The following is a 4,911-nucleotide window of genomic DNA, read 5'->3' as shown; positions in this document are numbered from 1 at the left end:
TTTTGTTAGCTAGTTGATTCTAATGATGAACCGCTAATGGCTAACGGCTAATCTACCCGCTCTAGCTGCCAGAGAATTTGGTTGCCCTCCCGACGGACCCGCGACACAACCCAGTTGCGCCAGACCCAGTTGTCTCCACGACTGGTGACGGCGCTAGCGTTAACATCCATCAAATCTGCAAGTTCTGAGCTAGTGATCAAGTAGCCTTTGTTAGCGATGTCATCGGCGATATGCAGCGTATCTAGCAGATCCCGCAGATGCTCGACTCTAACCTCGCGGGGCAGGCTTTCAATATCAGCTTGAACAGGGGAGGGAGAGTCCATTAGAGCAGCCTCCAGCAAAGGGCGTGGTTAGGGATAATCACCATCTAACAACCAACCACGAATTCTGAACAACTCACCTGGGATACCGTTTTAAACTTGTTTTAAAGTGAGTTTGTTAAAGTTTGCAACCTGCTCATGATTGAGCGTTGCAAGAAAGAAGCATGAACTCGCTGTTGCTTGTCCTCTAAAGCTGCTGAAGCTGGAGAGATCTACCAAGCGCAAAGGCGCGGGCGATCGCATCGCATCGCTCGTTGCCTACGTTTCCGGTATGTCCGCGCACGTAGCGCCACTCGATCTGCTTTGAGTTGAGCGCGTCGAGCGTTTGCCACAAATCCTGATTTAGCACAGGCTTACCCGTGGAGGTTTTCCAACCTTTCTTCTTCCAGCCGTTGATCCACTGGGTAATGCCGTTTTTGACATACTCGCTATCGGTATAGAGAATGACGGCTTCGGACTGCTTGTGTGCAGCAAGAAATTCTAGCGCTGCGATCGCGGCCTGCATTTCCATGCGGTTGTTCGTGGTTTGGGGTGCATGGCCTCCCAGTTCATGCACGGTGCCATCAGTGAAGTAGACAACAGTGCCCCAACCTCCCGGACCGGGATTTCCGGAGCAAGCTCCATCGGTGTAGATAGCTTGAATGGTGCTCATCATGCAGTCTCGGATCAACAACGGCAATCCAGACTAGCACATGGGTAAGCGATTAAATCGTCGAACCTGGAAGCGCTTAAATTAACGGTCTTCTGGTTGCTCAATTGAAGCTGCTTGCACGGCTTCACCTTACGCATCCGGATCGATGTTCAACTCTCGCAGTCGCGCTGCAAGGCGCTGCGATCGCTGTCGTTCTTGCGCTGCTAATTGCTCGGCTCGCTCGGCTTGCTGCTCGGCTTGTTCTGCTCGCTGTCGTTCCTGCGCTGCTGATTGCTCGGCTTGTTCTGCTCGCTGCTCGGCTCGCTCGGCTCGTTCTTCCGGTGTTGGGTAGCGATTTCCCTGCTCGTCGTACCAATAGAGCCATTCTCGCTCAATGCCTTGGTGCGTTCCGCGCGATCGTCCCAGTCCTAAGCCTACTTCCGGCATCCAGATCGGGCTGCCAACGAGCGGCACATATTCGCCATTCACCAGCTTGTAAAGCTCTAGCGGCGGTTTTCGACGGCGACGAGTCGAGTAAACGGCGTAATACAGCACTCCAAGTTCGGCATAAAACGCTTTTTTGCGGCTGTACTCGCCCCGATACCTGCGAGAGACAACCTCCAACACAAACGCTGGCACAATGTTGTTTTCTTCCCACAGCACGTAGCTGGGGCGGAGTTCCTCATCCACAATGCGATCGACTCCCAGGCTCAAAAACCCATCTGGGACAATAGCAGGCTCCTCTGGGTCATAGTAAATGCCCATATCTACGCCGAAGAACCAATCCAGTCGATCTGCCCACAGATGCGCCAGAATAAGCTTGAGCAGACTGGGCATGAGATCTTGCAGTTCGTTATCCACGGGCGTATCGTCGGAGTCGGGTAGTTCCTCAGAAGACGGCAGGCACTCCCACGGATAGTACTTTTTCAGCATGACGACGGAGGGTGAACTGCCTGTATCTTAGCGAAGTGACCTGAGTGTATCATCCATAAAAAACAGAGCATTTGTTCTGGTCAAGTGGGTTAGGTTAAATGAACTAGAACACTCTTGAAACGGAAGCAGCTCAGGCAACTTAGAGCCTTGGGCGATCGCGTCCAGAACGCAAGGCTAATCGGTGAGTCTACGCTTTTTCCTCGATACAAAGTAAGCTGGCATTCTCGGCATCCAACTTGAGAATTGGTACACCTGACCAATGACCTATCAACCGCTGCACCACAAATACCGTCCGCAGACCTTCGCCAACCTGGTAGGACAAGACGCGATCGCCGCTACCCTGACCAACGCGCTGCGACAGCAGCGGATTGCTCCTGCTTACCTGTTTACAGGCGCACGCGGAACGGGCAAGACCTCCAGTGCTCGAATTCTAGCGAAGTCGCTGAACTGCCTCCAATCTGAGGTGCCGACCGAGACGCCCTGTGGGTTGTGTGAGGTGTGCCGCTCGATCGCCAACGGCTCTGCTCTGGACGTGATCGAGATCGACGCTGCCAGCAATGCAGGGGTAGACAATATTCGGGAACTGATCGAGCGATCGCAGTTTGCACCCGTCCAGTGTCGCTACAAAGTCTACGTGATCGACGAGTGCCACGGCTTAAGCGGTAGCGCTATGAATGCGCTGCTCAAAACCCTGGAGGAACCGTCTAGCCAGGTCATTTTCATTCTGGCAACTACAGACCCGCAGAAAGTTCTACCGACGATTATTTCGCGCTGTCAGCGGTTCGATTTTCGGCGCATTCCGCTGGAGGCAATGGTGCAGCACCTAGCCACGATCGCCGATAAAGAAGGAATTGAGATTGCCCACGACGCCCTGACGCTAATCGGGCAACTGTCTCAAGGCGGTTTGCGGGATGCCGAGAGCTTGCTAGACCAATTAAGCCTGCTGGCGGGTGAGGTGACGGTTGATCGCGTTTGGGATTTAGTCGGCGCGGTTCCAGAGCGAGATTTGATGGCATTGCTAGAGGCGATCGCTCAAGACAACCCAGAGACGCTGCTAGATTGCGTGCGCCGCCTGATGGATCGGGGACGGGAGCCAATGATTGTGCTGCAAAATTTGGCTAGCATTTACCGCGATTTGCTAATCGCCAAAACTGCGCCGGCTCGCAGCGATCTCGTCGCATTGACGCCTCCGACGTGGAGTGCCTTGTGCAGCTTTGCCGAGACGATCGCCACCGCAACCATCTTGGCAGGACAGCAGCATTTGCGCGCCTGCGAACCGCAACTAAAAAGCACAACTCAGCCGCGTTTGTGGCTAGAAGTGACGCTGATGGGTCTACTGCCCTCGGCGCTTAATCCAGCGCTTGAACGATCGCCTGCCCCTGCTCCCGCTGCGCGTCGATCGACAGCTCAGCCTCAGACGAGTGCTCCAGAGGCGATCGAGCCTGTTCAGGAAACCCCAAGCCGCATTGAACCTGCTCGTCCTCTAGTTGCGCCTGCCGCACCGCCTCCAGAACCTGAGGCACCTGCGGCGAACCAATCCAGCCCGACAGCGACCGATTTAAGTGAAACGTGGCAGCGCATCATCGCCAATTTGCATCCGCTCAGTCGAGCGCTGCTTGCTCAGCACGGTTCTCTGCTGGAGTTTCAGGGGCAGGACGCCCGCATTGGAATTAGCACCGATAAGCTGGTGAAGATTGCGCAGCAGCAGATCCAAAATATTGAGAAAGCGTTTGTCGAGGTGTTCAACCAGAAAGTGCGAGTCAGCTTAGAGATTGCTCCTCTGTCTGACCTCAGCCCTCAGCGCAGTGAGCCTGCTCCTACGGCTGCGCCCTCGGCTACTGACGCGCCACGCGATCGTGAAGCGCCGCTGAAAGGGAACCGCCTCGCTGCCCCCAACCTGCCGGTTGAGCCGACTCCACCTGAAGATGCGGCTAGGCAGCCGTTAACTGGCTGGCAGGAGGACGAAACAGGTCAAGCGCTCCAAAGTCTCGCCGCATTTTTTAGTGGAAAAATTGTCCTGAGCGACGATGAAACGGAGCCAGCGCAGGAGCAGATCCACGAAGCGCCCGCGCCGCCATTTAGCCACGGGAAACCGGATGAAGCCGCAGACGACGAGAATCTGCCGTTCTAAGCGCTTCTTTCACAAACCGTTCATTTTGCCAGTCGATCGAATTCCTGCGGCAGTTGATTGACCTGGAAATACTGATGAAATTTATCCGTGACTTGCAGCCAGAAGGAGCGACCATCGGACTGACGACGCTTACGCACAAACCCCAACTGCACAAGTTCTTGCACATGCTGATAGGCATTGGAGCCGCGTAGCTCCACAAGTTCGGCTTGAGCCAGCGGACCGCGCAGCGCGATCGCGGCTAGCGTTCGCAACGCTCCGACGCCTAGATCTGCCGGAATCAGCGCTTGCACCAGCGAATGAAACGCCTCGCGCAGTTGCAAACTGTAGCCGTTTGGCGTTTCCACCACCTCTAAGGCACTGTCGCGGTGGGCGTAGTCGTTCATTAGCTCGATCAGTCCTTCTTCCGCTGCCTTGCGATCGCAGCCTGCAAATTCAGCTAGCTCTGCGATCGATAGCGGCTGCGCCTTCAGATACAAAATGGCTTCGAGAGTACTAGCGAGGCGAGGCATGCAGCAGTTCAAGATCGTTAATGATGAACTACGAGTTTACCTTCAAAACCAATGAATCATAGGTTTCAATCCAAATTCAATCTAGATTTCTCCCCGTTAGCTCCACAAAAATATCTTCCAGGTTCGATGGGCGCACCATCAGTCCCGTCTTATCAGGCTGCTGATTCAAAAACGCTTCTGCGGCTTCGACCGTTGGGAAAAATTTGTAGTCCCAACGATCTGCCATTTGCTTCATCAGCAAGCCTTCGCCGTGCTTGTGCCGGAAATCCGGCAGCGTGCCCAACTCGATCAGCTTGCCTTCGTCCATGATGCCAATGCGATCGCACAGGTACTCTACTTCATCCATGTAGTGCGTCGTCAGCAGCATCGTCATGCCCTGCTTGTTCA

General features: G+C 54.7%; 3 protein-coding genes and 3 pseudogenes. 1 reads left to right on the top strand and 5 read right to left on the bottom strand.

Going from position 1 to position 4,911, the window contains the following annotated elements:
• Positions 1–47: 47 nt before the first annotated feature.
• From H6F43_RS04360 to H6F43_RS04350, 3 genes and pseudogenes are all read right to left on the bottom strand, one after another.
• Positions 48–323: pseudogene (locus H6F43_RS04360) on the bottom strand (ribonuclease HI); the annotation flags it as partial.
• 190 nt (positions 324–513) lie between these two features.
• Positions 514–972: pseudogene (gene rnhA / locus H6F43_RS04355) on the bottom strand (ribonuclease HI); the annotation flags it as partial.
• 129 nt (positions 973–1,101) lie between these two features.
• Positions 1,102–1,884 carry a Uma2 family endonuclease gene (locus tag H6F43_RS04350; RefSeq protein WP_190341029.1) on the bottom strand — a complete coding sequence of 261 codons (783 nt, stop codon included), beginning with the start codon at positions 1,882–1,884 and terminating at the stop codon, positions 1,102–1,104.
• A gap of 259 nt (positions 1,885–2,143) precedes the next feature.
• On the opposite strand from H6F43_RS04350, the gene H6F43_RS04345 reads away from it, so the two are divergent.
• Positions 2,144–4,015: a DNA polymerase III subunit gamma/tau gene (locus H6F43_RS04345; RefSeq protein WP_190341027.1), complete on the top strand. Its 1,872-nt coding sequence runs from the start codon at positions 2,144–2,146 to the stop codon at positions 4,013–4,015.
• A 20-nt stretch (positions 4,016–4,035) separates the two neighbouring features.
• Here the strand turns inward: H6F43_RS04345 and scpB are convergent, their stop codons facing one another.
• Both scpB and H6F43_RS04335 read right to left on the bottom strand, forming a co-directional pair.
• The gene (scpB, locus tag H6F43_RS04340; RefSeq protein ID WP_190341025.1) at positions 4,036–4,524 is read right to left on the bottom strand and encodes an SMC-Scp complex subunit ScpB; all 489 of its coding nucleotides are present in this window, start codon (positions 4,522–4,524) and stop codon (positions 4,036–4,038) included.
• Positions 4,525–4,600: 76 nt separating this feature from the next.
• Positions 4,601–4,911: pseudogene (locus tag H6F43_RS04335) on the bottom strand (ABC transporter ATP-binding protein); the annotation flags it as partial.

Source organism: Leptolyngbya sp. FACHB-36, from assembly GCF_014695955.1.
Classification (GTDB): domain Bacteria; phylum Cyanobacteriota; class Cyanobacteriia; order Leptolyngbyales; family Leptolyngbyaceae; genus FACHB-36.
The sequence above is the reverse complement of the archived record's forward strand: the minus strand, read 5'-3'. Positions and strand labels throughout refer to the sequence as shown.

Bases quoted from the DNA above. Each gene is read 5' to 3' on its own strand.
- H6F43_RS04350 (WP_190341029.1), bottom strand. From the start codon at position 1,884: ATGCTGAAAAAGTACTATCCGTGGGAGTGCCTGCCGTCTTCTGAGGAA.
- scpB (WP_190341025.1), bottom strand. From the start codon at position 4,524: ATGCCTCGCCTCGCTAGTACTCTCGAAGCCATTTTGTATCTGAAGGCG.
- H6F43_RS04345 (WP_190341027.1), top strand. From the start codon at position 2,144: ATGACCTATCAACCGCTGCACCACAAATACCGTCCGCAGACCTTCGCC.